Source organism: Streptomyces sp. NPDC001406 (assembly GCF_042895285.1).
Lineage (GTDB): Bacteria > Actinomycetota > Actinomycetes > Streptomycetales > Streptomycetaceae > Streptomyces.
On sequence record NZ_JBIAWG010000003.1, the window covers coordinates 157536 to 183302 of the forward strand.

The 25767-nt window shown below is 71.8% G+C and carries 23 protein-coding genes, 2 pseudogenes and 1 riboswitch; of the genes and pseudogenes, 18 read left to right on the forward strand and 7 right to left on the reverse strand.

Features of this window, described 5'->3' with window-relative positions; genetic code table 11:
- The first annotated feature begins 80 nt into the window (after window positions 1–80).
- From trpD to ACFY1J_RS08085, 3 genes are all read left to right on the forward strand, one after another.
- On the forward strand, window positions 81–1145 hold the full coding sequence (gene trpD, locus ACFY1J_RS08075) for an anthranilate phosphoribosyltransferase (protein WP_363296989.1): 1065 nt from the start codon (window positions 81–83) through the stop codon (window positions 1143–1145).
- Between the two features lie 74 nt (window positions 1146–1219).
- Window positions 1220–1336: riboswitch (SAM riboswitch) on the forward strand.
- A gap of 161 nt (window positions 1337–1497) precedes the next feature.
- Entirely contained in the window at window positions 1498–2886 is a 1389-nt protein-coding gene (locus ACFY1J_RS08080; protein WP_390709210.1) for an aminotransferase class V-fold PLP-dependent enzyme, read from the forward strand.
- 64 nt (window positions 2887–2950) lie between these two features.
- Window positions 2951–5590, forward strand: coding sequence for a PQQ-binding-like beta-propeller repeat protein (locus ACFY1J_RS08085; RefSeq protein WP_390730896.1), 2640 nt, complete (start codon window positions 2951–2953; stop codon window positions 5588–5590).
- Here ACFY1J_RS08085 and ACFY1J_RS08090 read toward each other — a convergent pair.
- Both ACFY1J_RS08090 and ACFY1J_RS08095 read right to left on the reverse strand, forming a co-directional pair.
- Window positions 5587–5868 (reverse strand): Lrp/AsnC ligand binding domain-containing protein, encoded by a 282-nt coding sequence (locus ACFY1J_RS08090; RefSeq protein WP_363296992.1) that lies wholly within the window; start codon window positions 5866–5868, stop codon window positions 5587–5589. The genes ACFY1J_RS08085 and ACFY1J_RS08090 overlap by 4 nt on opposite strands.
- Window positions 5869–5909: 41 nt before the next feature.
- The gene (locus ACFY1J_RS08095; protein ID WP_390709208.1) at window positions 5910–6671 is read right to left on the reverse strand and encodes a rhomboid family intramembrane serine protease; all 762 of its coding nucleotides are present in this window, start codon (window positions 6669–6671) and stop codon (window positions 5910–5912) included.
- 155 nt (window positions 6672–6826) lie between these two features.
- Here ACFY1J_RS08095 and ACFY1J_RS08100 point away from each other — a divergent pair, with 155 nt between their 5' ends.
- The 5 genes from ACFY1J_RS08100 (at window position 6827) to ACFY1J_RS08120 (ending at window position 12121) form a co-directional block, all read left to right on the forward strand.
- Window positions 6827–7066, forward strand: a complete 240-nt coding sequence (locus ACFY1J_RS08100; RefSeq protein ID WP_263207863.1) for a hypothetical protein — start codon at window positions 6827–6829, stop codon at window positions 7064–7066.
- Window positions 7067–7103: 37 nt separating this feature from the next.
- Window positions 7104–8447, forward strand: a complete 1344-nt coding sequence (locus ACFY1J_RS08105) for an NYN domain-containing protein (RefSeq protein ID WP_390730897.1) — start codon at window positions 7104–7106, stop codon at window positions 8445–8447.
- Between the two features lie 211 nt (window positions 8448–8658).
- On the forward strand, window positions 8659–9690 hold the full coding sequence (locus tag ACFY1J_RS08110) for an NlpC/P60 family protein (RefSeq protein ID WP_390709206.1): 1032 nt from the start codon (window positions 8659–8661) through the stop codon (window positions 9688–9690).
- Between the two features lie 197 nt (window positions 9691–9887).
- Window positions 9888–10898 (forward strand): NlpC/P60 family protein, encoded by a 1011-nt coding sequence (locus ACFY1J_RS08115; protein ID WP_390730898.1) that lies wholly within the window; start codon window positions 9888–9890, stop codon window positions 10896–10898.
- A 29-nt stretch (window positions 10899–10927) separates the two neighbouring features.
- Window positions 10928–12121, forward strand: coding sequence for a hypothetical protein (locus ACFY1J_RS08120; protein ID WP_390709204.1), 1194 nt, complete (start codon window positions 10928–10930; stop codon window positions 12119–12121).
- Here the strand turns inward: ACFY1J_RS08120 and ACFY1J_RS08125 are convergent.
- Window positions 12109–12284 (reverse strand): annotated as a pseudogene (locus ACFY1J_RS08125) (PadR family transcriptional regulator); the annotation flags it as partial. The gene ACFY1J_RS08120 and the pseudogene ACFY1J_RS08125 overlap by 13 nt on opposite strands.
- Between ACFY1J_RS08125 and ACFY1J_RS08130 the strand changes: the two are divergent.
- A pseudogene (locus tag ACFY1J_RS08130) lies at window positions 12278–12517 on the forward strand (MATE family efflux transporter); the annotation flags it as partial. The pseudogenes ACFY1J_RS08125 and ACFY1J_RS08130 overlap by 7 nt on opposite strands.
- A gap of 243 nt (window positions 12518–12760) precedes the next feature.
- On the opposite strand, the gene ACFY1J_RS08135 reads toward ACFY1J_RS08130, so the two are convergent.
- A complete protein-coding gene (locus tag ACFY1J_RS08135; protein ID WP_390730899.1) occupies window positions 12761–13996 on the reverse strand; it encodes a glycosyltransferase 87 family protein in 1236 nt (411 codons plus the stop codon).
- 128 nt (window positions 13997–14124) lie between these two features.
- Between ACFY1J_RS08135 and ACFY1J_RS08140 the strand changes: the two genes are divergently transcribed.
- Window positions 14125–15267 (forward strand): glycosyltransferase family 4 protein, encoded by a 1143-nt coding sequence (locus ACFY1J_RS08140; protein ID WP_390709202.1) that lies wholly within the window; start codon window positions 14125–14127, stop codon window positions 15265–15267.
- Between the two features lie 168 nt (window positions 15268–15435).
- Window positions 15436–17022, forward strand: a complete 1587-nt coding sequence (locus ACFY1J_RS08145) for a GMC oxidoreductase (RefSeq protein ID WP_390709346.1) — start codon at window positions 15436–15438, stop codon at window positions 17020–17022.
- A gap of 19 nt (window positions 17023–17041) precedes the next feature.
- Here the strand turns inward: ACFY1J_RS08145 and ACFY1J_RS08150 are convergent, their stop codons facing one another.
- Window positions 17042–18838: an AMP-dependent synthetase/ligase gene (locus ACFY1J_RS08150; RefSeq protein WP_390709201.1), complete on the reverse strand. Its 1797-nt coding sequence runs from the start codon at window positions 18836–18838 to the stop codon at window positions 17042–17044.
- Between the two features lie 316 nt (window positions 18839–19154).
- Between ACFY1J_RS08150 and ACFY1J_RS08155 the strand changes: the two genes are divergently transcribed.
- The 7 genes from ACFY1J_RS08155 (at window position 19155) to ACFY1J_RS08185 (ending at window position 24377) form a co-directional block, all read left to right on the forward strand.
- Window positions 19155–19952 carry a metallophosphoesterase gene (locus ACFY1J_RS08155; protein ID WP_390709200.1) on the forward strand — a complete coding sequence of 266 codons (798 nt, stop codon included), beginning with the start codon at window positions 19155–19157 and terminating at the stop codon, window positions 19950–19952.
- 122 nt (window positions 19953–20074) lie between these two features.
- Window positions 20075–20518, forward strand: a complete 444-nt coding sequence (locus tag ACFY1J_RS08160; protein ID WP_390709199.1) for an SRPBCC family protein — start codon at window positions 20075–20077, stop codon at window positions 20516–20518.
- Between the two features lie 43 nt (window positions 20519–20561).
- Complete coding sequence (locus ACFY1J_RS08165) at window positions 20562–21731, forward strand: ArsA family ATPase (protein ID WP_390730900.1); 1170 nt, start codon at window positions 20562–20564, stop codon at window positions 21729–21731.
- 3 nt (window positions 21732–21734) lie between these two features.
- The gene (locus ACFY1J_RS08170; RefSeq protein WP_390709197.1) at window positions 21735–21929 is read left to right on the forward strand and encodes a hypothetical protein; all 195 of its coding nucleotides are present in this window, start codon (window positions 21735–21737) and stop codon (window positions 21927–21929) included.
- 110 nt (window positions 21930–22039) lie between these two features.
- Entirely contained in the window at window positions 22040–22510 is a 471-nt protein-coding gene (locus tag ACFY1J_RS08175) for a DUF5304 domain-containing protein (RefSeq protein ID WP_363297005.1), read from the forward strand.
- A 67-nt stretch (window positions 22511–22577) separates the two neighbouring features.
- Entirely contained in the window at window positions 22578–23531 is a 954-nt protein-coding gene (locus ACFY1J_RS08180) for an ROK family glucokinase (protein ID WP_390709196.1), read from the forward strand.
- Window positions 23532–23630: 99 nt separating this feature from the next.
- Window positions 23631–24377: an endonuclease/exonuclease/phosphatase family protein gene (locus tag ACFY1J_RS08185; RefSeq protein ID WP_390709195.1), complete on the forward strand. Its 747-nt coding sequence runs from the start codon at window positions 23631–23633 to the stop codon at window positions 24375–24377.
- Window positions 24378–24392: 15 nt separating this feature from the next.
- Here ACFY1J_RS08185 and ACFY1J_RS08190 read toward each other — a convergent pair whose 3' ends face one another.
- Entirely contained in the window at window positions 24393–24965 is a 573-nt protein-coding gene (locus ACFY1J_RS08190; RefSeq protein WP_390709194.1) for a hypothetical protein, read from the reverse strand.
- Entirely contained in the window at window positions 24958–25737 is a 780-nt protein-coding gene (locus tag ACFY1J_RS08195) for an alpha/beta hydrolase (RefSeq protein ID WP_390709193.1), read from the reverse strand. Before ACFY1J_RS08195 ends, ACFY1J_RS08190 begins: the two co-directional genes overlap by 8 nt.
- Between the last annotated feature and the right edge of the window lie 30 nt (window positions 25738–25767).

The following is a 25767-nucleotide window of genomic DNA, read 5'->3' on the forward strand; positions in this document are numbered from 1 at the left end:
CGCCATGCCCGGCGGCTGGATAGGGTGGACCTTGTTGAGATTCGCGTCCCGGAATCCGGGACCTCACCCAGGAGCGGCTTATGAGCGCTGTGACCCCCGCTGGAGGCGACACCGCGGCGGGCCGTTCCTGGCCCGAGGTACTGAACGCCCTGCTGGACGGTCGTGACCAGAGCGCCGACGCGACGGCCTGGGCGATGGACCGGATCATGCGCGGCGAGGCGACCGACGCGCAGATCGCCGGCTTCGTGGTGGCACTGCGGGCCAAGGGCGAGACCGTCGAGGAGATCACGGGTGTCGTCCGGGCGATGTACGAGCACGCCAAGGTGATCGAGGTGTCCGGCCGCACGGTCGACATCGTCGGCACGGGCGGCGACGGCGCGAAGACGGTGAACATCTCCACGATGTCGGCGCTGGTGGTGGCCGGCACCGGCGCCAAGGTCGTCAAGCACGGCAACCGGGCCGCCTCGTCGGCGTCCGGCTCCTCCGACGTCCTGGAGAAGCTCGGCGTGAACCTCGATCTGACGCCCCAGCGCGTCGCCGAGGTCGCGGAGGAGGCGGGCATCACCTTCTGCTTCGCCGTGAAGTTCCACCCGGCGCTGCGCCATGTCGCCGCGGCCCGCGGCCAGTTGGGCATCCGTACGGTCTTCAACGCCCTCGGCCCGCTGACCAACCCGGCCAAGGTCAGGTCCCAGGCGGTCGGCGTCGCGGACCCCCGGCTGGCGCCGATGATCGCGGGCGTCCTGGCCGAGCGCGGCAACTCCTCCCTGGTGTTCCGCGGCGACGACGGGCTCGACGAGCTGACCACGACGTCCACCTCCCGCGTCTGGGTCGTCCGGGACGGCAAGGTCACCGAGGAGAGCTTCGACCCGCGGGACGTCGGCCTCGAACTGGTGCCGGTGGAGGCGCTGCGGGGCGGAGACCCGTCGTACAACGCGGAGGTCGCCCGGCGGCTGCTGGACGGTGAGAAGGGGCCCGTACGGGACGCGGTGCTGCTGAACTCGGCGGCCGCCCTGGTGGCCCTCGACCCGGGCCCCGGCACCCTCGCCGAGCAGCTCGGCGCCCAGATGGCCAAGGCCGCGGAGTCGATCGACTCGGGATCGGCCAAGCGGGTGCTGGAGCGGTGGGTGGCCGCCAGCAACGCATGACATGAGCGGTCGGCGGTCCCGCGATCCGGACACGGGTTGCGGGACCGCGATCACTTCACGTACTTTCCTGTTCAGGTCATGAGTGACAGTCATGAGGCCCCGGCCGACTGTCCGGCAACCCTCCGTCCGTGGCGGGGTGCCCCGGGTGAGGACCAGGTCGTAGGCAGCGAGGTCTACGGCAAGCGCGGACCCCTCGTACACCAGGGGTCCTGGTCGTCGAGGGAGCCTTCTGTGAGCAAGCGAATGCGATAGGGCGTAGAGCCCCGCCTCCGCGTACCCCTTTCACCATTCCCACGCTTGAGCCGTGCGCGCTCGCGTGGTGGTTCCGTCTTGCTTCTCACGGGAGTTCACCATGTCCGTCTCCACCGCTGCCGCCGTCCAGACCGTTTACTGTGACATTCCGGGGCCGCTGCCCGTTCTGGGCGAGGACGTCACCGTCCCGCTCGTCACGGGCGGCGAAGTCACCTACGCCGCGCTCGACTACGCGGCCAGCGCCCCCGCCCTCCAGCGCGTCTGGGACGACGTGGCGGCCTACGCCCCCTACTACGGCAGCGTCCACCGGGGTGCCGGCTACCTCTCCCAGCTCTCCACCGACCTCTTCGAGAACGCCCGCAGGACCGTCGCCGAGTTCCTCGACTGCCGCGACGCCGACCAGGTGATCTTCACCCGGTCCACCACCGACTCCCTCAACCTGCTCGCCGCCGCGCTCCCCGCCGACTGCCAGGTCTTCGTCTTCGAGACCGAGCACCACGCCTCGCTGCTGCCCTGGAAGGACGCCCGGGTCAGCTACCTCGACGCCCCGCGCAGCGCGCAGCAGGCGGTCGCGACCCTGGAGCGGGCCCTCGCCGACCGCACTGTGTCCATTGAAGGGGGCCACGGCCCGGCCCTCGTCTGCGTCACGGGCGCCTCCAACGTCACCGGCGAGCTGTGGCCGGTCCGCGAACTGGCCGCCGCCGCCCACGCGCACGGTGCCCGGATCGTCCTGGACGCCGCCCAGCTGGCCCCCCACCACCCGGTGTCGGTCCAGGACCTGGACGTCGACTGGGTCGCCTTCTCCGGTCACAAGCTGTACGCCCCCTTCGGCTCCGGTGTGCTGGCCGGCCGCGCCGACTGGCTGCGCGCGGCCGAGCCGTACCTGGCGGGCGGCGGCGCCAGCCGCGGAGTCAGCCGCCGTGCGGACGGGGGAGTGGCCGTGGAGTGGCACGAGACCGCCGCCCGCCACGAGGCCGGCTCCCCGAACGTCATCGGCGTCTACTCCATCGCCTCCGCCTGCAAGGCCCTGACCGAGGCCGGCTTCGACACCCTGGTGGCCCGCGAGGAGTATCTGATCCGCAAGGTCAGGCAGGGCCTGGCCGAGGTCCCGCAGGTCCGTGTCCTCTCCCTCTTCGGCGACGACGCCCCGCGCGTCGGTGTGATCTCCTTCGTCGTCGAGGGCTGGAACAGCTCGCACTTCGCCGCCGCGCTCTCCGCCGAGTACGGCATCGGGGTCCGCGACGGCCTGTTCTGCGCGCACCCGCTCGTCCGCACCCTGCTGGGCAGCGACCCGCAGACCCAGGGCAAGTGCGGCGCTCCGGAGGCCGCGCCCGGCGAGAAGTCCCTCAACGCCGTCCGCGTCAGCTTCGGCGCGGGCACGCCGGACGAGCACGTCGACCGGTTCGTGAACGCCGTGAAGGAACTGGTCCGGGACGGCGCCAAGTGGCAGTACCGCACCGAGGACGGGCGCTGCGTGCCGGCCGTCTGATCGCCGTACGTCACCGCGGTATACGCTCCCCCTGTCAGCCGGACTCTTGACGGGGGAGCACGGGGTGGACGCGCTGCGCGCGGCGGATCCGCGGCGGATCGGGCCGTACGAGGTCCTGGGCAGGCTCGGCGCGGGCGGGATGGGCGAGGTGTATCTCGCCGAGTCGCGCACCGGACTCCGGCTCGCGGTGAAGGTGGTGCGCGCCGAGCACGCCGAGGACCGCACCTTCCGGGCCCGGTTCCGTCATGAGGTGCGGGCCGCGCAGACCGTCGGCGGGGCGGGCACGTACACCGCGCGGGTGGTGGACGCCGACACCGGGGCGGAACGGCCCTGGATGGCAACGGAGTTCGTGGAGGGCCCGAATCTGCGGGACGCGGTGCTGGACGGCGGCGCGCTGCCCCGGTCGGCGGTACGGGTCCTGGCGGGGGCCCTCGGGGAGGCGCTCGCCGCCATCCACGCCAAGGGGATGGTCCACCGCGACCTGAAGCCCTCCAACATCCTGCTGGGCGCGGACGGCCCCCGGGTCATCGACTTCGGGATCGTACGGGCCCTGGAGGCCACGGCGCTGACCCGCACCGGCGCGGTGGTGGGCTCGGTCGGCTATGTCTCGCCCGAGCAGATCCGCAACGGCGGCCAGGTGGGACCGCCGAGCGACGTCTTCTCCCTGGGCGCGGTCCTGGCCTACGCGGCGGCCGGACGCGAGCCGTTCGGCGAGGGCCAGGACTCGGTGATCCTGCTGCGCATCCTGACCCGCGACTTCGACCTGTCCGGGGTGCCGGACGACCTGCGCCCGCTGGTGGCGGCCTGCCTGCGAGAGGACCCACTGGAGCGCCCGACCCCCGCGGACCTCCTGACGTCCACCGGCCACACCCCGGCCTCACTGCGCACCGGCATCCGTCCGGGCTGGTACGCGGGCACCCCCGACCCCACACCACCCCACGCCACACCCCACTGGATCCCGGCGGCCCACGCGACCGGCGTGGAGTACGCGGCCCCGCACACCCCCACACCGCCGACTGGCGCGTTGGCGCCGGGGGCTGCCGTGCCCGGCACGGATAATGCCGCGTCCTTGATCGACGGCGGTGCGCCGGGGGCCCACATGGTCGCTCCCGAGCCTGACGGCAGAGTTTCCGCGTCCGGCGTTGCCACGCCTGCGACCGATGTCGACGCGTCTGCGTCGCACACTGTCGTGTCCGGCCCCGCGTCCGTGACTGATGCCGACCAGTCTGCGACCGGAAATGTCCTGCCCGTCGCCGACATCGCCGCGTCCGCGACCGACGGCGCCGCACCGGTGGCGGATGCCTACGCGGCTGTGGCCGAATCGGACGCGTCTGTGATCGACGCTGCCGTGCCCGAGGCCGAAGCAGTTGCAGCCGAAGCAGCTGAAGCAGTTGCATCCGGGACCGATGCCCCCGCGTCCGTGAGCGCTGCCGTTGCTCCGCCCGTGGCCGAAGCCCCCGTGTCCGATACCTACGCGAGCCCCGTCACCCCAGCGGGTGTGGTGGTTCCCGGGCGGCGGCGGTTGCTGAAGGCCTTGGCCGGTGGGGCCGTCGTTGCCGCGGGGGCCGGGGTCGGAGGGTGGCTCTGGCAGCGGGGGGCGGGGAGTGAGGGCGAGGGGGGAGGCACGTCCGTGGGGGCGCCCCGACCCGGCAGGGACCGTACCGGCGGGCCCGCCGTGCTGCGGTGGCAGTACGACGTCGGTGGCCTCGGCGGGCTGGACGGCCCCTGCGTCGCCCTCTCCCCGGACGGCTCCGCCGTCTACATAGGCACCTCCAGCGGCACCCTGCACGCCGTCTCGCGCACGGGAAGCCGCCGCTGGAAGATCAAGCTCGGTGACGACGTCTCGACCCCTGTGGTCACCGCGGCCGGCGTCTACTGCGTGACCTGGGACCACGACCGCAACCTGCGCCGCCTGCGCGCCGTGACCCTCGACGGCACCCCGAAGTGGCAGCAGACCCTCGGCGACCATGGTTACGGCATCCCGGTCCTGCTCGGCGACCACGTCCTCGTCGTCATGGGCAGCACCGACGCCGGCGGCCTGCGCTGCGTCGCCCCCGACGGCAGCGAGCGCTGGCTCGTGACGACCCCCGCCGGCCCCACCGGCATCCCGCTGGTCGCGGGCGGCGTGGTCTACACCGGCAGCTACGGAGACCGGCTGCTGGCGCTGGACGCCACGGACGGCTCCCGGAAGTGGTCGGTGCCGGGAGGGGCCGACGTGAGCGTGTCGGTGCTGGCCGGCACGACGCTGCTGGCCGACTCCGCCCCCGGCCTGCAGGGCTTCCGGAGCACGGACGGCAGGCGGCTGTGGCGCAATCCGGACAGCGGCCCGACGGCCCCGGTCCCCGGCAACCGGTCCCTCGCCGTCGCCACCGAGAACGGCGGCGTCTACGCGCTGCGGGCCGCCGACGGCACCAAGGCGTGGACGCGCCAAGTCGGCGACGGCACCTCTTCGCTTCCCGGCGCGGTGGTGTCCGGCGACACCGTGTACGCCCGCGTCGACAACCGCGTCCAGACCCTGGCACTGGTCGACGGCAGGCCACGCTGGAGCGCGGACATCGGCCGGAGTCAGGGCGACGACCAGCACACCCCGGTCGTCCGCGCCGGCCGCCTCTACGTCCCCTCGGGCACCGGGATCGCGGCGGTCGACGTGACCGTCCAGCCGTCCCGACCGAGCGGGGTCAGTCGTCCCGACCGAGCGGGCTAGTTGTCCAGCCCGATCGAGAACGCCGCCTCGAGATCGTGCTGCGAGTACGTGCGGAAGGCCACGTGCGTGTCCGTTCCCTCCACCCCGGGGATCTTGCTGATCCGGCCCGGGATGACCTCCGCCAGCTCCTCGTGCTCCTTGACCCGCACCATCGCGATCAGGTCGTACGTACCGGTGACGGAGAAGACCTCGCTCACCGAGTCCAGCGAAGCGATCTGCTCCGCGATCTCGGGGATCCGGTCCACGCTGGTCTTGATGAGGACGATCGCGGTGATCACGGCTGTTTCTCTCCCTCGGGGGCCTCGCTGGGGATCTCACCCTACTCGCGGTCCAGCCGGCTCGGGCGTTCTGCCGGGGGTCCGGGGGTCGCCCCCCGGGAAGACACGGCAGTCGTCCGCCCGAACCGCACCCACGCGAAGACGAAGCCCAGCGAGAAGCCCACCAGATGGGCCAGATAGGCCACCCCCGGGCCCTGGGAGGCGCGGCCCGCCGCCAACCACTGGATGGCCGCCCAGAAGGGCAGGACCACCCAGGCCGGGAAGCGCAGTGGGAGGAAGAGCAGGAAGGGGAGGAGACTGGTGACACGGGCATCGGGGAACAGGTACAGGAACGCTCCGAGTACCGCCGAGATCGCCCCGGACGCGCCCACCAGCGACTGCTGGGACGAGGCGTTGGCGGCCGCGTAGCCGATCAGCGCGAGATAGCCGCAGCCGACGTAGAACAGGGTGAACTGCACGCGGCCCATCCGCTCCTCGGTCATCGCCCCGAAGACGAAGAGGAAGAGCATGTTGCCGAGCAGATGCACCCAGCTGCCGTGCACGAAGAGGGCCGTGGCGGGAGTGAGGGCCTCCTGTGCCGGCTGCTCGAACAGCTTCGCGGGGATGACCCCCCAGTGCCGGAAGTACGCCCGCTGCACGGCGAGCAGCGCGTCCCCCGTGCCGTACGCCGGATTGAGCCCGGACGCCGGACCCATCACGAAGATCAGGCAGCACAGGGCGATGAAGGTGTACGTCATCGGCGCCGGCGTGCCCCGAACCGCCCTGAAGGTCCTCGCGGCCACCGCGCTCCAGTTGCTGATCATGGACACAGAGCATGACGTAAGGGGACGCACTCCCGCAGACCGCCTCGCCGCCATGGACGCACCAGCGACGAGTCCCCACCAGGCCGTAGGGTTACGAGCCACACGCGTCGGGCAGATGGCGCGTCACGGACACTAGAAGGAAGCGAACAGCCACGATGCCGGTTCCCCTGCCTACCGCCACGACGCGGTGGCGCTGCTCCCTCTGCGGCAACCTCACGCGTTTCGACGTGACGCGCGCTTCGAAGGTCGTCGAGTACGTCCATCTCGACCTGGCCGGAGAGCCGAAGGTCGAGGAGCGCGAGGTGGTCAGTGAGACCATCGAGTCGGTCCGCTGCCGCTGGTGCAACGCGGTGGACCAGGTGGAACTGGTGGACAGGCCGGGCGCCGACTCCTGACCGGGAGCGGCCCCGTACGGATATTGGGGTGTGACGGATGGTGGAGACCGCAGGCGGGGGGCCGGGCGACGGCACCGCTGAGGTGCTTGACCGTCCGCTGCCCGACGGCGTGCGACGCCGTGTCGTACAGATCGTCTCGGACGGTTTCGGCGGGCTGACCGTCGGCGAACTGCCAGCCCAGTTGCGGCAGTACGCCCGGTTCGCCCCGAACCGCCGGGCGAAGTTCGCCGGGAACGCCATGGCGGCGGCCCTGGAGACCGACGCCCTGTTCCGGCAGCGCATCGGCGAGAAACTGAGAGAGGCCCAGCCGGAACTCGCCGGCGCCCTCGACTCCGGCTCGCCGCCCCCGGCCGCGGACCCGCTCGACGTGGCGGCCGCGGCCTATGTACTGCGTCCCACGGGCTGGGTGAAGCTGGTCACCGCGGCCGGCGAGGAGGCCCAGCGGGCGGACGCCGAGCGCGCGGACGAGGAGAGCCGGGCCGAACTGGAGCGGCTGCGCGAGGAGCTCGACCGGGCCCGGGAGCAGACCCGGGCCGAGACCGAGCGGCTGCGCAGCGAGCTGGAGACGGCGAAGAAGGAAGCGGAATCGCTTCACCGCAAGCTCCGGGCGGCCCTGAGCGACGTCAAGCGCGGCGAGGCGGCCCTGCGTAAGGTCCAGGGCGAGATGGAGGCCGTGCGGGCCGAGGGGCAGGCCCAGGTGTCCTCCACCGAGAGCGAGACCCGGCGGCTCAAGGCCCGCCTGGGGGAGGCCGAGGCCGCCCTGGAGGCGACCCGGCGGGCTGCCCGGGAGGGGCGCAGCGTCGAGGACATGCGGGTACGGCTGCTGCTCGACACGGTGCTGGATGCGGCCCAAGGGCTGCGCCGGGAACTGGCGTTGCCGCCCGTCTCGGTCCGTCCGGCCGAGACCGTGGATGCGGTCGAACCGGGACGAATGACCCCGAAGGACATCGCCGCGCGGGCCTTGTCGGACAGTGATCCGGCCATTCTCGACCAGCTTCTCGCCCTGCCGCAGGCGCACTTGGTGGTCGACGGCTACAACGTCACCAAGACCGGCTATCCGCAGATGCCGCTGGAGAAGCAGCGCCTGCGGCTGCTCGGCCAGCTCTCGCAGCTCGCCGCGCAGACCGGCGCCGAGGTGACCTGTGTCTTCGACGGTGCCGAACTGGCGGCGCCCGTCCTGCTCGCCCCGCCGCGCGGCGTCCGGGTGCTGTTCTCCAAGCCGGGCGTCACGGCCGACGAGCTCATTCGCCAGCTGGTGCGCGCGGAGCCGCCGGGCCGTCCGGTCATCGTCGCCTCGACCGACCGCGAGGTGGCCGACGGGGTCGCCAGGGCCGGTGCCCGACCCGTCGCGTCTGCGGTGCTTCTGAAGCGACTGTCCTGAACGTTCAATGTGCATATGCAATGCCCGAATTGACCGGACTATCGCTCAACGTAGCGTCAATCGGAGATCACTGCATGTGAGTTGTGTGCAAAGAATGCACTGCGGGACGGGATTTTTTGGTGTGAGGATTTGAACTGATCACAGCAAGGTCACTAGGGTCAGGGCTCGAACCTCCACACGGGTGATCACTCAAAAGAAGGAGCCCGTCTCCGTGGCGTCCCACCGTCGACCCAAGCAGCCGAGCCGCACGCGCGTGACCGTGCTGACCACCGCAGCCGCCGCTGCCGTCGCCCTGAGCGCGAACGCCGCCAACGCGGCACCGAGCGAGAAGCTCAGCAAGGACGAGGTCAAGGCGAAGGTCGACAAGCTCTACGAGCAGGCGGAGCAGGCCACCGAGAAGTACAACGGGGCCAAGGAGAAGCAGGAGAAGCTCCAGAAGGAGATCTCCACCATCCAGGACAACGTCGCCCGCGGCCAGGAGGACCTCAACAAGCTGCGCGACGGCCTGGGTTCGATGGCCAGCGCCCAGTACCGTTCGGGCGGCATAGACCCGTCCGTCCAGCTCTTCCTCTCCTCGAACCCGGACGACTACCTCGACAAGGCGTCCACGCTCGACCAGTTGAGCAGCCAGCAGGTCGAGGCCCTGAAGAAGATTCAGGACAAACAGCGCGAACTCGCCCAGGAGCGGGCAGAGGCCACCGACAAGCTCAAGGACCTCGCCTCCACCCGCACCGAGCTGGGCAAGAAGAAGAAGGAAGTCCAGGGCAAGCTCGCCGAGGCGCAGCGGCTGCTCAACACGCTTACGGCCAAGGAGAAGGCGGCGCTCGCCGCCGAGCAGAGCCGCGCCAGCCGCTCCTCCACCGAGCGCGTGGACCTCGGCAACGACACCTCCGCCTCCGACCGGGCCGCCGCGGCCTTCTCCGCCGCGCAGAACCAGATCGGCAAGCCGTACGTCTACGGCGCCACCGGCCCCTCCTCCTTCGACTGCTCGGGCCTGACCTCCTACGCCTATGCGCAGGCCGGCGTCTCCATCCCGCGCACCTCCCAGGCCCAGGCGGGCATCGGCACCCGCCTCTCCATGAGCCAGCTCCAGGTCGGCGACCTGGTGTTCTTCTACGGCGACCTGCACCACGTCGGCCTCTACGCCGGCAACGGCCAGGTGCTGCACGCCCCGCACACCGGTGCCGTCGTGCGCTACGAGTCGATCAACAACATGCCGTTCCAGTTCGGCGTCCGCGTCTGACCCTGCGGCTGCCGCCCGAACGGGCGATTCGCGACAACCCAAACTGACTCCACGACCCGCTGCTGACCTGCGTCGGCGGCGGGTCGTCGCGTTGGGCGACCGGCTGAGAGGCTTTGGACGCTGCGTGTCCGCGCGGCTACTGTCTGGCGAGTTTCCGAACAGTCAGTCGTCCGCCAGCGGAAGGAGCGCGGCTTCCCGTGGGGTCCCATCGTCGCCTTGTACCGTCCGGGTTCAACCGGGGCGCCGTCGTCCTGTGCGTCCTGTCCGCCGCCGCCGCGGCCCTCGGCGCCGTACCCGCGGCCGCCGCGCCGCACGGCGACCCCCGTGCCGAGGTGGACCGCCTCTACCAGGAGGCGGAGAAGGCGACCGAGGCCTTCGACAAGGCCGGCGAACGCGCGGGCGTGCTGCGCAGGCAGGTCAGCGACGCACGGGACCACATCGCCCGTCAGCAGGAGCGCATCAACACCATGCGGGACGAGCTCGGTTCGCTGGCCGGCGCCCAGTACCGCTCCGGCGGCATCGACCCCACCGTGGCCCTGCTCTTCTCCGACGACCCGGACGACTACCTCGACAAGGCGGCCACGCTCGACCGGATCGGCGCCCACCAGGCCGGCCGGCTCAAGGAGCTCCAGTCGGCCCTGCGCGAACTCGCCCAGGAGCGCAGCGAGACGGTCGGCAAACTCACCGAGCTGGAGCGGAGCCGCAAGGCCGTCGCCGCGCACAAGCGGACCGTCGAGAAGAAGCTCGCCGAGGCCCGCAAGCTGCTCAACTCCCTGCCGGACGCGGAGCGCGCCGCCTACGAACGGGCCACCCGCGGCGCCCGCCAGTTCATGCCGGAGCTCTCGGGCGCCGCCGTCCCGGCCGGCCGCGCGGCCGCCGCCCTCGCCGCCGCCCGCTCCGCCCTCGGCCGCCCCTACGTCTGGGGCGCCAACGGGCCCTCCGGCTTCGACTGTTCGGGCCTGATGCAGTGGTCGTACGCACACGCCGGGGTCCAGCTGCCGCGCACCTCGCAGGAGCAGCGCTACGCGGGGCGGCGGATCCCGCTCTCCCAGGTGCGCCCCGGTGACCTGGTCGTCTACCGCTCCGACGCCGGTCATGTGGCGATGTACGCGGGCAACGGCCAGGTGATCCACGCGCCCCACCCCGGCGCACCGGTGCGCTACGACCCGGTCGGGATGATGCCCATCTCCTCGGTCACCCGGGTCTGACCCGGCGCGTCGGGCCGTACGATCGGGAAGTGGCTGGTCGCAGACGGGCGTGGCGCTCGGGAGTGGTGGGACTCTGTCTGCTGCTCGTTCCCCTGACCGGGTGCGGCGGCGGACGGACGGCCGCCGACTCCGCGCGCACCGAGGTGCAGCAGGTGCTCGACCGGCGGGCGGCGGCGCTTGTCGGCCACGACGAGACGGCGTACGGCAGGACGGGCTCGCGCACGCAGTACGAGAACCTCCGTACCGTCCCGCTGGACTCCTGGACCTACCGGCTGACCGGCCTGCACCGCACCGGCTCCACGGCCACCGCCGCCGCCGAGCTCCGCTACCGGCTGCGCGGCATCGACAGGGCCCCCGTGACCACCGGACGCACGCTGACGCTGCGGCGCACGGCCGACGGGCAGTGGTACGTCGCCGCCGACAGGCCCGCGAAGAAGGCGGCCCAGCAGCTGTGGGATCAGGGCGCGGTGACGGCCGTCAAGGGCGGGCACAGCCTGATCCTCGGGGTCGGACAGTCGGCCGACACGCTGCACACCTACGCGCGGCTCGCCGACCGCGCGGTGCCCGCCGTCTCCCAGGCGTGGGGCACGCACTGGACGCGGCGGGTCGTCGTGCTCGTACCGCAGTCCCTGGAGGGCATGGCGGGCGTCCTCGGCTCACCCGCCTCCTCCTACCGCGGGATCGCCGCCGTCACCACCGGCGAGGCGGGCGGCTCCGGCCGGGCACCCGCGGACCGGGTCGTGATCAACCCGGAGGCGTACGCCCTTCTCGGCGACGTCGGCAAGCAGGTCGTGCTCACCCATGAGACGACCCATGTGGCGACCCGTGCGGACACCACCCCGGCCACGCCGCTGTGGCTGTCCGAGGGCTACGCCGACTGGATCGGCTACCTCGGCACGGGCCGCACGCCCGGCGAGGCCGCGCCCGAACTGGCGCGGGCCGTCCGGGAGGACCGGGTGCCGGCCGGTCTGCCCGCCGACAAGGACTTCGGCTTCGACAGCGACCCCACCAGGCTCGCCCAGGCCTATGAGAGCGGCTGGCTGGCCTGCAGGATGATCGCCGACCGCTGGGGCGAGGTCCGCCTCGGCGAGTTCTACCGGGCCGTCGGCGGGCACGGGAAGCGGGCGGGCGCGGTCGAGAGCGCGCTGCGGAAGGTGCTCGGCACGACGCCCGAGGCGTTCACCGCGCAGTGGCAGGACTACGTGCGGGCTCAGCTGGGCTGAGCGAGCAGGTCGAGAGCCTCGCGCAGCCACTCGCGCTCCGCCCGGCCCGTCGCCCGCGCCACCCGCAGCATGCCCTGCCGGAACAGATCGTCGGCCTCAGAAAGGCCAGCACCGTGTTGAAGCGGACCTGGTCCGTGATGTCCGTCTGCTTGGGGTGCCGCATTCATCGCACTCGGCGGAGTCTTCGAGGGCAGCGGCGGAGCCCCGGCCCTGCTACGCGTAACGCTGCTCGGCACAGCAGTCCAACTCCCCCTGGCCCAAGCCCTGTCCCCCCTCGGCCTCCCGGGCATCTGCCTGGCACTGGCGATGACGCTCCAGTACGGCTTCGCGGCACTGCTGTTCAGCCGATCGCGGAAGCGGGAGGAATCGAAGGCCCCGTTCACCTGGGCGGCTTGATCTGGCGGGGGCGCTGTTCCAGGGGCCCGGTCGAGGAGTCCGGGGCGTGCGCCCGCCCCTGAGCCTCCGGCTCGCTCTGCCGGGGAGGGAGCGGGGTTTGTTGGTGCGCGCGGCCCCACTCGGCGGCAGTAGTTCGGGGGCGATGGCGGTGAGGTCTGGTGTGTGGAGTCCGGGGCATGGGTGCACCGCCCGGGGCGTCCACGCCGCCCGGGGCCTGCCCCCGGTCCGCCGCGAGGCCCCCGCTCAGGAAGAGACCGGTGTTTCGTTCGGGTGGGTCGGCTGGCTCGGGACCTGGGGGGTGCTGGGGGCGGGGACCGTGGTGTGCCACAGGGTGTGGGCGGCCAGGAGTGTGGTGGTGAGGAGCAGGCCGTTGCGCAGGAGCAGGAGGGCCGTGCCGTACAGGTCGCTTGCCACGACGTGGGCGAAGCCGATCGGGAACTCCAGGACCGTGACGAAGGCCGCCGTCACCAGGAGAAGGGCGGGCAGGCCCATGCGGCTGTGGCGGAAGCACAGGCAGACGGCGGCCAGGCCGATCAGCCACACCAGGTACTGCGGGCTGATCACCCGGCTGGTCACCGTGAACATCAGCACCGCCGTGAAGGCCGCCTCCGCGAGCGCCTGCGGCGGGAAGCGGGTCGCCCGCAGCCGCCACAGCACCAGCCAGCCGAAGCAGGCGCCGGTGAGAGCCAGGGCGGCCGTGCTCACCAGGCCGACGTACGGGCCGAGGAACTCCACCGAGCCATAGTTCAGCAGCACCTGGCCGTGCCAGCCGAAGTGCCGTCCCACATGGAAGACCAGCGCGCCCAGCGACTCCACCTCGGTGCCCCGGCCGCGCTGGGCGGTGAGGAAGGTGAAGGCCCCGGGCATGGCCACCGAGAACAGCACCGCCAGTGCGCCCGCGGTCACCGCCGCCGCGGCCCACGCCCGGCGCCGCACGGCCCCCACGAGCAGCAGCACCGGCCACACCTTGACCATCGCCCCGAAACCCGCCAGCACGCCCATCACCCGGGGGTGCCGGGCTCCCGCGAGCAGCGCGGCGACCGCCACCGCGGTCACCATCAGGTCGTAGCGCGCGTACACCGTGGGCCCGAGCAGCGGGACGCCGGCCACCCACACCCAGGCACCTCGCAGCGACGCGTCGGGACGCCGGCCCGCGTACAGCAGCAGCACCAGGACGGTCAGGTCGGCGAGGCAGGCCAGGACGAAGAACGCCGCGGTGTAGCCGAGGAAGGGCAGGACGCCGGGGGCGAGGATCGCCAGCGCCGCCGCGGGCGGGTACTGCCAGGTCACGTCGCCCACCGGGAAGCTGCCGTGGCGCAGCACCTCGTACCAGCCGTGGTAGATCACGGACACGTCGGTCGTGACGTCCACCCCCGGGATGACGAACACCTGCACCACGAAGAGCACCAGCACCACCCGGGTGACGCCCCAGGCGCCCAGCAGCCACACCGGGGACCGCCCCGCGCCCGTCCTGTTCACCTGAACCCCTGTTCGTCCGACTGCGGTGGGTGCGGACCCATGATCCCCCGTCGGCCTGTGCGAGTGCCATGAAGCACGGCCGCGGGCGCCCGTGCCCGTCGTGCGCCGGTTGGGTAGGGTCGGCGGCGATGCACAAGACCCTGATCGTGACCAACGACTTCCCGCCCCGGCCGGGCGGCATCCAGGCGTTCCTGCACAACATGGCGCTGCGTCTGGACCCCGACCGGCTGGTCGTCTACGCCTCCACCTGGAAGCGGAGCCGGGAGGGTGTCGAGGCGACGGCCGCCTTCGACGCCGACCAGCCCTTCACCGTCGTACGCGACCGCACGACGATGCTGCTGCCGACACCGGGGGCGACCCGGCGGGCGGTCGGGCTGCTGCGCGAGCACGGGTGCACCTCGGTGTGGTTCGGGGCGGCGGCCCCGCTCGGGCTGATGGCCCCGGCGCTGCGCAGGGCGGGCGCCGAGCGGCTGGTGGCCACCACCCACGGGCACGAGGCCGGCTGGGCCCAGCTGCCCGCCGCACGGCAGCTGCTGCGCCGGATCGGCGAGTCCACCGACACGATCACCTACCTCGGCGAGTACACCCGCTCGCGGATCGCCGGCGCGCTGACGCCGCAGGCGGCCGACCGGATGGTCCAGCTGCCCCCGGGCGTCGACGAGAAGACCTTCCACCCGGAGTCGGGCGGCGACGAGGTACGGGCGCGGCTCGGGCTGACCGAGCGGCCGGTGGTGGTGTGCGTCTCGCGCCTCGTGCCGCGCAAGGGGCAGGACACGCTGATCCGGGCCATGCCGGCGATCCTCGCCAAGGAGCCGGACGCCGTCCTGCTGATCGTCGGCGGCGGGCCGTACGAGCAGGACCTGCGCCGGCTCGCCCGGGAGACCGGGGTCGCCGACTCGGTGCGCTTCACCGGCGCGGTGCCCTGGTCGGAGCTGCCCGCGCACTACGGCGCCGGGGACGTCTTCGCCATGCCGTGCCGGACCCGGCGCGGCGGGCTGGACGTCGAGGGGCTCGGGATCGTCTATCTGGAGGCCTCGGCCACCGGGCTGCCGGTCGTCGCCGGCGACTCGGGCGGGGCGCCCGACGCGGTGCTCGACGGGGAGACCGGATGGGTCGTGCGGGGCGGCTTCCCCGAGGACGCCGCCGACCGGATCGTCACGCTCCTCGGGGACCCCGAACTGCGCCGCCGGATGGGGGAGCGCGGGCGGCAGTGGGTCGAGGAGAAGTGGCGCTGGGACTTGCTCGCCGAGCGGCTCAAGGCGCTGCTGTGAAGCGGCTCAAGGCGCTGCTGTAAAAGGCTGCTGCCCTGTAAAAAGCTGCTGCAAAGGTTCGATCCAGACCCTGCCGGTCCTCTAGGCGGAACCGGAAAATCCGCACATGCTGCGCGCATGACAGCAAAACTGATGCAGCGTCAGCTGACGAGACGTCAAATCCTGGGCATGGTCGCCCTCCAGACCGCCGCCACGGCCGGTCTCACCCGCATCGGTCTCCAGTCCGCCCACGCCGCCGAACCGGCCGCCGCCGAGAGCGCCCCCGCGATCGTCGTCGGCTCCGGCTACGGCGGCGCCGTCGCCGCCCTGCGCCTCGGCCAGGCCGGCATCCGCACCCTCGTGATCGAGATGGGCCGGCTGTGGAACACCGCCGGTTCCGACGGCAAGGTCTTCTGCTCCACCAGCGCCCCGGACGAGCGCTCCATGTGGTTCCGCACCCGCACCGAGGCGCCGCTGGCCACGTTCCTGTGGCTGGACCTCGTCAACAAGAACATCAGCTCCTACCCGGGCGTCCTGGACCGGGTGCACTACGACAACATGTCCGTGTACGTCGGGCGGGGCGTCGGCGGCGGCTCCCTGGTCAACGGCGGGATGGCGGTCACCCCGCTCCAGTCGTACTTCACCGAGCAGTTCCCGACCGTGGACGCGGCGGAGATGTACGGCACGTACTTCCCGCGCGCCCGTTCCATGCTCGGTGTGAACACCGTCGACCCGGCCTGGTTCGAGTCGACCGAGTGGTACAAGTTCGCCCGCACGTCCCGCAAGGCGGCCGCCAACGCGGGCCTGAAGACCACCTTCGTGCCGAACGTCTACGACTTCGGCTACATGCAGCGCGAGGCAGCCGGCACGGCCACCAGGTCCGCGCTCGCCGGCGAGGTCATCTACGGCAACAACTACGGCAAGCGCAGCCTCGACAGGACGTATCTCGCCGCCGCGCTCGGCACCGGCAACGTCACCATCCACACGCTGGAGAAGGTGAAGGCCGTCAGCCGGGCGGGCGACGGGACGTACGTCCTGACCGCCGACCGGATCGACACCACGGGCGCGGTCGTCGAGACCAAGCAGTACAGCTGCACCTACCTCTTCCTGGGCGGCGGCAGCCTGGGCACCACCGAACTCCTGGTCCGCGCCCGGGACACCGGCACCCTGCCCGACCTGAACTCCAGCGTGGGCACGGGCTGGGGCACCAACGGCAACACCATGCTCGGGCGCGCCAACCACATCTGGGACACGGTCGGCGCCAACCAGGCGACCATGCCCGTCCTGGGCATCGACGACTGGGCCAACACCGACAACCCGGTCTTCGCCGAGATCGCCCCGCTGCCCATGGGCTTCGAGCACTGGGTCAGCCTCTATCTGGCGATCACCAAGAACCCGGAGCGGGCGAGATTCACCTACGACGCGGCCTCCGGCTCCGTGAAGCTCGGCTGGACCCCGGCCCAGAGCGCGGTGTCGGTCGGCATGGCCAAGAAGCTGTTCGACCGGATCAACCTGGCCAACGCCACGATCTACCGGTACGACCTGTTCGGCTCGACCAGCAAGGTCTTCGCCGACGACTTCACGTACCACCCGCTGGGCGGCTGCGTGCTGGGCAGGGCCACCGACGACTACGGCCGGGTGAAGGGCTATTCGAAGCTGTACATCACCGACGGCTCGCTGGTGCCCGGGTCGATCGGCGTGAACCCCTTCGTCACCATCACCGCGCTCGCCGAACGCACCATGGCGCGGGTCCTCGCCGAGGACACCGCGCCATGACGCACCGACAGGGGGACCGCTACTTCTGGTAGATCGCCTCGATCTCGTCCGCGTAGTCCTTCGCCACCACATTGCGCTTGAGCTTCAGGGACGGCGTCAGGTGGCCCGACTCCTCCGAGAACTGGGAGGACAGAATGCGGAACTTCCGCACCGATTCCGCCTTCGACACCGCGGCGTTGCCGTCGTCGACCGCGTCCTGGATCGCAGCGATGAGATCCGGGTCCTCGCGCAGCGACGCCGCGGTGGAGCCCGCCGGCTTGCCGTGCTCGGCGGCCCAGCGGCCCAGGAACTCCTCGTCGATGGTGACCAGCGCGCCCACGAACGGCCGCCCGTCGCCCACCACCATGCACTCCGCGACCAGCGCGTGCGCCCGGATACGGTCCTCGATCACGGCCGGGGCGACGTTCTTGCCGCCCGCGGTGACGATGATCTCCTTCTTGCGGCCGGTGATCCTGAGGTAGCCGTCCTCGTCGAGGGTGCCGATGTCACCGGTGTGGAACCAGCCGTCGGCCAGCGCCTCGGCGGTCGCGGCCTCGTTGTTCCAGTAGCCCTTGAACAGGTGCTCGCCGTGCAGCAGCACCTCGCCGTCGTCGGCGATGCGCACGACCGAACCGGGCAGCGGCTGGCCGACCGTGCCGATCTTCTGCCGGTCCCACGGGTTGAACGCGGTCGCCGCACAGGACTCGGTCAGGCCGTAGCCCTCCAGGACCGTGAAGCCGATACCGCGGAAGAAGTGGCCCAGGCGCTCGCCCAGCGGGGCGCCGCCCGAGATGGCGTACTCGCCCCGGCCGCCGAGCACCGCGCGCAGCTTGCTGTAGACGAGCCGGTCGAAGACCTTGTGCTTGATCTTCAGACCGATGGACGGGCCCGACGGCGTGTCCAGCGCCTTGCTGTACGCGATCGCCGTGTCCGCCGCCTTGTCGAAGATGGCGCCCTTGCCGTCCGCCTGCGCCTTGGCGCGCGCCGAGTTGTAGACCTTCTCGAAGACGCGCGGGACGCCCAGGATCAGGGTCGGCCGGTACGCGGCCAGCTCGTCGGTGAGGTTCTTGATGTCCGGGACGTTGCCCAGCTTGATCGGCGCCATCATCGGCGCGACCTGGACCAGCCGGCCGAAGACGTGCGCGAGCGGCAGGAAGAGCAGGACGGAGCACTCACCGGTGCGGAACAGCGGCCGCAGCCGCTCCACGATGTTCCCGCACTCGGCGAAGAAGCTGCGGTGGGTCAGGACACAGCCCTTGGGCCGGCCGGTGGTGCCGGACGTGTACACGATGGTCGCCGGGTCGTCGGCCTTGGCGAGCGAGCTGCGCTCCTCGACGGTGGCGTCCGTGACGTCCTGGCCGAGCCGGCCCAGCTCCTCCACGCCGCCGGCCTCGATCTGCCAGACGTGCTTGAGGGCGGGCAGGCGGTCGCGCACCGAGTCGACGGCGGCGGCGTGGGTGTCGAGTTCGACGATGCACGCGGTGGCACCGGAGTCGCTCAGGATCCACTGCACCTGCTCCGGCGAGCTGGTCTCGTACACCGGCACGGTGATCGCGCCGGCGCTCCAGATCGCGAAGTCGAGCAGGGTCCACTCGTAGCGGGTACGGGACATCAGGGCGACCCGGTCGCCGGGCTGCACACCGGAGGCGATGAGTCCCTTGGCTGCGGCGCGCACCTCGGCCAGGAATGCCGTGGCCGTCACGTCCTGCCAGACACCGCCGACCTTGCGGGCGATGACGGCGACGTCGGGATGCTGCGCGGCGTTTCTGCGGACGATGTCGGTCAGATTGCCGTCCGCAGGGACCTCGTACAAAGCCGGAAGGCTGAACTCGCGCAAGACTGCTGCTCCTCATAGGGCGCCGGCGCCACGACGTTGTGCGATGCGACGGTGCGGTCCAAGGCTCGGGCAGGTACTCCGGTTGTCCACCACGAACCTCGAGGATCAGTGGTTGAAATCCAGAGCACGACTGGACTGCCCGGACGTTACCCGCCGGTATAGCTTTTTCGACAGGGGTTCCCGGCGAGATGTTCGCTGCGTCACACAGACTGGTGTTCCTTCGCGTACGGTAGTCCACCCCCTTACTGACTGGCCAGTAACCGCAGGTCCGACCGTCACTGTTCACCTGTGCCGCACACGCCTACCCTTGATCACCATGGCACCCACACCCGCCGGTAACCGAAGGACGCGCGTTCATGTGGTCAGCGACGTGCACGGCAATGCCCATGATCTGGCCAGGGCCGGTGACGGCGCCGACGCCCTGATCTGTCTGGGCGACCTGGTGCTCTTCCTGGACTACGCCGACCACTCGCGCGGGATCTTCCCCGACCTGTTCGGCGTGGCGAACGCCGACCGCATCGTCGAGCTGCGCACCGCCCGCCGCTTCGAGGAGGCGCGGGAGTTCGGGGCCCGGCTGTGGGCGGGCATGGGTGCCGACCGCGCCTCCGCGATCGAGAAGGCGGTGCGCAAGCAGTACGCCGAGATGTTCGCCGTGTTCCCGGCGCCGACGTACGCGACGTACGGCAATGTCGACATGCCGCCCCTGTGGCGGGAGTACGCCGGTCCCGGCACCACGGTCCTGGACGGACAGCGGGTGGAGATCGGGGGCTGGACCTTCGGCTTCGTCGGCGGCGGCCTGCGCACCCCGATGCGGACGCCGTACGAGATCAGCGACGAGGAGTACGCGGCGAAGATCGAGGCGGTCGGCGAGGTCGACGTGCTGTGCACGCACATACCCCCGGAGGTCCCGGAACTGGTGTACGACACCGTCGCGCGCCGCTTCGAGCGCGGCAGCCGCGCCCTGCTGGACGCGATACGCCGCACCAGGCCCCGCTACGCCCTGTTCGGGCACGTCCACCAGCCGCTGGTGCGGCGGATGCGGATCGGCCCGACCGAATGCGTGAACGTGGGGCATTTCGCCGGGACGGGACGGCCCTGGGTACTGGAATGGTGAACGACTCCAGATGGGGTGAAGGCGCCTGGTCGGGCGCGCGGTAGCCTTCACGCTGCACACACGTGCGCACGCTCGCGCACGTCGCACCCGACTACCGGCCCGCATCTGGAGGAGCCACGGCGATGGCGGAACACACCAGTTCGAGCATCACGATCGAGGCGGCTCCGGCCGACGTCATGGCGGTGATCGCCGACTTCGCCCGCTACCCGGACTGGACCGGCGAGGTGAAGGAGGCGGAGGTCCTCAAGACCGACGACCAGGGCCGCGCCGAGCAGGTCCGCCTCGTCATGGACGCCGGGGCCATCAAGGACGACCAGACCCTGGGCTACACCTGGACCGGCGAGAACGAGGTCTCCTGGACCCTGGTGAAGTCCCAGATGCTGCGCTCCCTGGACGGCTCGTACCTCCTCAAGCCCGTCGGGGCGGGCGCCACCGAGGTGACGTACCAGCTCACCGTAGACGTCAAGATCCCCATGCTCGGCATGATCAAGCGCAAGGCCGAGAAGGTCATCATCGACCGGGCGCTGGCGGGGCTGAAGAAGCGGGTGGAGTCGCCCGAGAAGTAGGCGCGACGTCGCGGGGCGGCGCGCGGCGGTAGCGTTCACCCTCATGCGCACCATCCTGATCACGGGCCCGGGCGGCTGTGGACGTACGACCGTCGCCGCCGCCACCGCCCTGCGTGCGGCGGGCGAGGGCAGCGACACCCTCGTGCTGAGCGCGGACCGCACGGACACCCTCGGTGCGGCGCTGGGCACGGCGACGGGACCCGCCCCGGCGCGGATCGCGCCGCACCTCACCGCGTGGCGCCCCGACGCGGCCGAACGCTTCCGGGACGACCTCACCGCGTTCCAGTCCCGCGCCGCGAACGTCCTCGACCTCCTCGGCGCCTCCCGCCTGGACGCCGAGGAGGTCACCCCCCTCCCCGGCGCCGAGGAGCTGTCCTTCCTGCGCGCCCTGCGGGACGCCGCCCTGTCCGAGCGCTACGACCTCCTGGTCGTCGACCTCCCGCCCACCCCGCAGGCCCTCGCCCTGCTGGCCCTCCCCGAGGAACTGCGCCGCTACCTGCGCAGGCTGCTGCCGCCCGAACGGCAGGCCGCCCGCGCCCTGCGCCCCGTCCTCGGCCGGCTCGCCGGAGTCCCCATGCCCGCCGAGTGGCTCTACGAGACGGCCGCCCGCTGGGACCTCGAACTGGCCGCCGTCGAGGCCGTCGTGGCCGACCGCGCCACGTCCGTACGGCTGGTCGCCGAACCGGGACCGGCCGGCGCCGACGCCGTCCGCGCCGCCACCCTCGCCCTCGCCCTGCGCGGCCTGCGCACCGAGACCCTGGTCGCCAACCGCATGCTGCCCGAGAACGCGTCCGACACCTGGCTCGCCGGACTCGTCGCCCAGCAGCGCAAGGCCCTCGCCGACTGGCAGGAGTCCTACGACGTCCACCCGGTCGCCCACCTCGGCCGCGATCCGCGCGGCCACGACGACCTGGCCGCGCTCGCCGTGCCCGCCGTCAACCCGGCGCCCACCCCCGTCGAGTGGCCCGTCACCGACCGGATCGCCGAGGACGGCGTGCTCGTCTGGACCGTCCCGCTCCCCGGCGCGATACGCGACGAACTCGACCTCGTCCGGCGCGGCGACGAAATCGTGATCACGGCCGGCCGCTTCCGCCGGATCGTGTCCCTCCCGTCCGCCCTGCGCCGCTGCACCGTCGCCGGCGCGGCCCTGCGCGAGCACGAGCTGCGTATCCGGTTTGCGCCGGATCCGGGCTTGTGGCCGCGCGGGAAGTGATTCTTGTTCGCCGGGCGGCGGGGCGGGGGCCGAGTCCGGCGTGGCGAGGGGGTCGTGATGACGGCCGGCCGGTTGCGTCGGATCGTGGTCCTCGCGTCCGCCCTGCGGCGCTGTACCGTCGCCGGCGCGGGCCTGCGAGAGGGCGAGCTGCGTATCCGGTTTGCGCCGGATCCGGGTCTGTGGCCGCGCGGGAAGTGATTCTTGCTCGCCCGGCGCCGGAGCGGCGGCCGATCCGGCCGCGCCGACGGTGAACCCCGCACGCCCATTCGGGTAACGTCGTAGAGACGAGCCGTAGTCAGGAGTCCGTCATGAGCGAAGAGCGCCCCACACCTGACGCCCCCGAGGCGGACGAAGAGGTTCGGGCGACCGACGCCGATGCCTGGTCCAAGGCCTGCGCCGAGGACCTGGAGGCCGAGCGGGCCCGCCGTCGTGCCCAGTACGGCTCTCCTCAGGGATCGGCCGCCGAGGAACTGCGCAAACTCGTCGACGCCGTCGCCGACAAGCTGTCCGGCCTCCAGTCCCCGCTCCTCGGGGCGGTCGCCGGGCCCGCCGCACAGCAGATGGTGCGGCAGGTGGTCCAGCAGGCCAAGGCCGCCGTCGAGCCCGTCATGGAGCGCAACCCAGATGTCTTCGACCACCTCGCGGCGGCCGGCAACGAACTGCTCGCCGCGTACCGCTCCGCCGTCCAGGCACAGGAACAGCGCTGGACGTCCCGCACGGAAGACCTGAAGGACCGGGGCGACGGCACCGGCTCAGGAGAACGCATCGACTTGGACTGACAGCCCCCGCCGGTAGGGCCTCGGGTACGGTTGGCCGTAGCGGGGCTCGACCGAAACTGAGGGATTCATGGGACTCACCATCGGCGTCGACATCGGCGGCACGAAGATCGCGGCCGGCGTGGTCGATGAGGAAGGCAACATCCTCTCGACCCACAAGGTGCCGACCCCGGGCACGCCCGCGGCGATCGTGGACGCCATCGCCTCGGCCGTGGAGGGCGCACATGCGGGTCACGACATCGTCGGCGTGGGCATCGGTGCGGCCGGTTACGTGAACCGGCAGCGCTCGACCGTCTACTTCGCCCCCAACATCGACTGGCGCCAGGAGCCGCTCAAGCAGGAGGTCGAGGCTCGCGTGGGCCTCCCGGTCGTCGTCGAGAACGACGCCAACGCGGCGGCATGGGGCGAGTACAAGTTCGGCGCGGGCAAGGGCCACCGCAACGTCATCTGCATCACCCTCGGCACCGGCCTCGGCGGCGGCATCATCATCGGCAACAAGCTGCGCCGCGGGCACTTCGGCGTGGCCGCCGAGTTCGGCCACATCCGGATGGTCCCGGACGGCCTGCTGTGCGGCTGCGGCTCGCAGGGCTGCTGGGAGCAGTACGCCTCCGGCCGTGCCCTGGTCAGATACGCCAAGCAGCGCGCCAACGCCACCCCGGAGAACGCCGAGATCCTGCTCGGCATGGGCGACGGCACTCCCGAGGGCATCGAGGGCAAGCACATCTCCATGGCCGCCCGCCAGGGCGACCCGGTCGCCGTCGACTCCTACCGCGAGCTGGCCCGCTGGGCCGGCGCGGGCCTGGCCGACCTGGCCTCCCTCTTCGACCCCTCCGCGTTCATCGTCGGCGGCGGCCTCTCCGACGAGGGCGAGCTGGTCCTCGACCCGATCCGCAAGTCCTACAAGCGCTGGCTGGTCGGCGGCAACTGGCGCCCCGTCGCCGACGTGATCGCCGCCCAGCTGGGCAACAAGGCGGGCCTGGTGGGCGCGGCCGACCTGGCCCGGGAGCCGGACCCGATCATGTAAGCACCCCGTGCTCCGCAGGGGCGCGAGGCTGAAGCCACGACGAACCGTCAGTCGCGCATGCACCTCGCGCCCCGAGCTACTGGGCGTACATTGATCCACATGGCGCTGCTCCCCAACTCCCGCACGGAGCCAGACGGTTCCGCGGTCATCCGCGTCCTCAGCTACAACATCCGCTCGATGAGGGACGACACCGCCGCCCTCGCCCGTGTGATCACCGCCTGCGCCCCCGACCTGGTCCTCGTCCAGGAAGCCCCCCGTTTCTTCCGCTGGCGCAAGAAACTGGCCCGGCTCGCGGCCGCGTCCGGGCAGGTGATCCTCACCGGGGGCGCCACCGCGGCGGGACCGGCGATCCTGTGCGGGCTGCGGGCCACCGTCGAGCGGACGGAGGACGTACTCCTCCCGCTCACGCCGGGACTGCACAGACGGGGCTTCGCCACCGCCGTCGTGAAGTTCGGCGGCACCCGGCTCGGCGTCCTGAGCTGTCACCTCAGCCTGCAGCAGGACGAGCGTTACGAGCAGGCCGGCATGCTTCTCGACCGGCTGGCCGGGATGGGCGTGGAGCACGCCGTCGCGGGCGGCGACCTCAATGAACGCCCCACCGGACGCACCTTCCGGCGCCTGGCCGACGGACTGACGGACTGCTGGGCCACCGCGCCCTGGGGCAGCGAATACACCTCCACCCCCGCCGATCCCCACCAGCGTATCGACGCGATCTTCGCCACCAAGGGCATCGAGGTCCTCGGCTGCGGGGTACCCCTCGGCCACCCCGGAGTGACCCGGGCAGACCTGAGGGCGGCCACGGACCACCTTCCGGTCCTGGCCGCCCTCAGAATCCCGTCGGCATAGCGGGTCGCGCCTCGCTCAGACGACCGCGCCCCGCCCGGGGTCGCCGTCCTCGTCGTCGTCCGTCTTCATCCGTGTCACCAGCGTGACGAAGCCGCCGAGGAAGCCGCCGATGCCGAGCGTCGTCAGCCACCACGTCATGTCCCAGCCGAGCAGCACGGCCAGCAGGAGCAGGATCGGGCCGCCCACCACCCCCAGCCAGGCGAACTTGGCGGTCGTGTCGGCGGCGGGCAGCGGCGGTGGCTCGGGCGGCACGAAGTGGCCCTCGTCGTCCTCGTCGAAGTCGTCGTCGGACGGTTCCGGCGCCGTGTAGTCGCGCGGCCCGACGCCGGGCGCGAAGGAGACGGAGCTGCCCAGCGGCTTCGGCGGCTGCTGCGCCTCGGAGTCGTCGTCCTCGTTCGGCCCGGTCTCGTTCGGCCCGGTCTCGGGCAGCGCGAGATCCTCGATCGACTTGAACGGCCTGGCGCCCGGCGGATCCGGCGGCTCCGCGCCGTATCCGGCGACGATCGCCGCCCAGGCCGCCTCCTCGTCGAAGGGCACGCCCTTCTCGTCCGGCTCGCGGTCCTCGCGGTCGGAGTCGTGCTCAGCCAACTGAGGCCGTCCCTTCTTTGCCGACACTGGGTGCGAGCCGGCCGATGAAGGCGAGGCTCTCCTCGAAGATCCGGTCCGCATCGTGGTCCAACGTCGCCACGTGGTAACTCTGTTCCAGCACGACCTCCGTTACGTCCAGGGAGGACACCCGGCTCAGGATGCGGGCCGAGTCGGCCGGCGGCACCACATGGTCCTGGGCGCTGTGCAGGAGCAGCAGAGGCTGGGTCACCTGCGGGAGCTCGCCGTCCAGCAGCCGGAAGTAGGTGCGCAGGGAATGGGCCGCGTGCAGCGGCACCCGGTCGTAGCCCGTCTCCGCGGCGCCCGGCTTGGCGATGTCGCTGGCGATGCCCTTCGTCGTCCGCACGAGGTGCCGGGCCGCCGGAAGGGCGTACGCGGACAGGCCGTGCACCTTGTTCGCCGGGTTGACGACCACCACCCCGTCGACCGCCTCCCCGTGCTTCGCGGCCAGCCGCAGGGCGAGCGCGCCGCCCATCGACAGGCCGGCCACGAACACCCGCGCGCAGCGCTCGCGCAGCACGCGCAGCTCGCGGTCCACCTCCGCGTACCAGTCCTGCCAGCCCGTGAGCTGCAAGTCCTCCCAGTGCGTGCCGTGCCCGGGCAGCAGCGGCAGCGACACGGTCAGGCCCTGCGCGGCATGATGCCTCGCCCAGGGGCGCAGTGACTGGGGCGAGCCGGTGAAGCCGTGGCAGAGGAGAAGACCAACCTCCCCGCCCTCGTGGCGGTACGGCTCGGCTCCGGGGAGAACCGGCACCTTTCGGTCTCCTGTCCATGAGAAGGGCGT

Coding starts and splice junctions, on each gene's coding strand:
- ACFY1J_RS08145 (WP_390709346.1), top strand. CDS start 15,436: ATGGTCGCCCTCCAGACCGCCGCCACGGCCGGTCTCACCCGCATCGGT.
- ACFY1J_RS08140 (WP_390709202.1), top strand. CDS start 14,125: ATGCACAAGACCCTGATCGTGACCAACGACTTCCCGCCCCGGCCGGGC.
- ACFY1J_RS08105 (WP_390730897.1), top strand. CDS start 7,104: ATGGTGGAGACCGCAGGCGGGGGGCCGGGCGACGGCACCGCTGAGGTG.
- ACFY1J_RS08160 (WP_390709199.1), top strand. CDS start 20,075: ATGGCGGAACACACCAGTTCGAGCATCACGATCGAGGCGGCTCCGGCC.
- ACFY1J_RS08095 (WP_390709208.1), bottom strand. CDS start 6,671: ATGATCAGCAACTGGAGCGCGGTGGCCGCGAGGACCTTCAGGGCGGTT.
- ACFY1J_RS08185 (WP_390709195.1), top strand. CDS start 23,631: ATGGCGCTGCTCCCCAACTCCCGCACGGAGCCAGACGGTTCCGCGGTC.
- ACFY1J_RS08080 (WP_390709210.1), top strand. CDS start 1,498: ATGTCCGTCTCCACCGCTGCCGCCGTCCAGACCGTTTACTGTGACATT.
- ACFY1J_RS08155 (WP_390709200.1), top strand. CDS start 19,155: ATGGCACCCACACCCGCCGGTAACCGAAGGACGCGCGTTCATGTGGTC.
- ACFY1J_RS08100 (WP_263207863.1), top strand. CDS start 6,827: ATGCCGGTTCCCCTGCCTACCGCCACGACGCGGTGGCGCTGCTCCCTC.
- ACFY1J_RS08180 (WP_390709196.1), top strand. CDS start 22,578: ATGGGACTCACCATCGGCGTCGACATCGGCGGCACGAAGATCGCGGCC.
- ACFY1J_RS08175 (WP_363297005.1), top strand. CDS start 22,040: ATGAGCGAAGAGCGCCCCACACCTGACGCCCCCGAGGCGGACGAAGAG.
- ACFY1J_RS08165 (WP_390730900.1), top strand. CDS start 20,562: ATGCGCACCATCCTGATCACGGGCCCGGGCGGCTGTGGACGTACGACC.
- trpD (WP_363296989.1), top strand. CDS start 81: ATGAGCGCTGTGACCCCCGCTGGAGGCGACACCGCGGCGGGCCGTTCC.